Source organism: Oleiphilus sp. HI0066, assembly GCF_001635725.1.
On the sequence record NZ_LWFH01000245.1, the window covers coordinates 1 to 766 of the forward strand.

The 766-nt window shown below is 48.2% G+C and carries 1 protein-coding gene; it reads right to left on the minus strand.

The window, feature by feature from the left end:
• Positions 1–117 precede the first annotated feature (117 nt).
• The coding region (locus A3738_RS03850) for a glutamate ligase domain-containing protein (RefSeq protein WP_304440063.1) at positions 118–766 on the minus strand (649 nt) is incomplete at its 5' end.

The window sequence follows — 766 nt, forward strand, 5'->3', positions numbered from 1 at the left end:
GATAAACCGCTTCACCGCTATTGAGTGATACTTCGCGCTCGGCAGAACAACCCCCACAAACGACCGCTACTTTACCTAAAGACTCAACGAGGGCTGAATCTGCGATAAACGATGTTGTCATGCCCCCTCCTTCGCTTTAAATGACTGAGCAAGGCTCAGACTAATCTGTCCTACATTACCAGCACCTTGCGTTACTACGAGGTCGTTTTCATCTAAGAGATTTAAAAGCACAGATTCGAGCTCTTCCGTATCCTCGACATAGATCGGATCTAAGCCAGAACGCTGACGGATACTTCGACAAAGCGCGCGACTATCTGCTCCTGGAATTGGCTTTTCACCCGCGGCGTAAACATCCAACATGATCAGCACATCAACCTCTGACAGGACGCGTACGAAGTCTTCATACAGGTCACTCGTTCGGCTATAACGGTGTGGTTGAAACACCATCACTAAACGTTTTTCAGGCCAACCATCGCGAATAGCTTTTATGGTCACGCCCACTTCACTCGGATGATGCCCATAGTCATCCACCAACATGAACGACTTCTCTTCAATCTGGAAATTACCTTGCAACTGGAAGCGACGTCCCACGCCTTGAAAATCTGCTAAAGCCGACAAGATTGCATCATCAGCAACGCCTTCGTCTGTTGCAACAGCAATGGCTGCCAATGCATTAAGGACGTTGTGCTCACCTGGCATTTGGAAATCAACTTCTAAATCTGGCTTATCTCCCGCACGAATCGCCGTGAAACTCGTTAATTGTCCA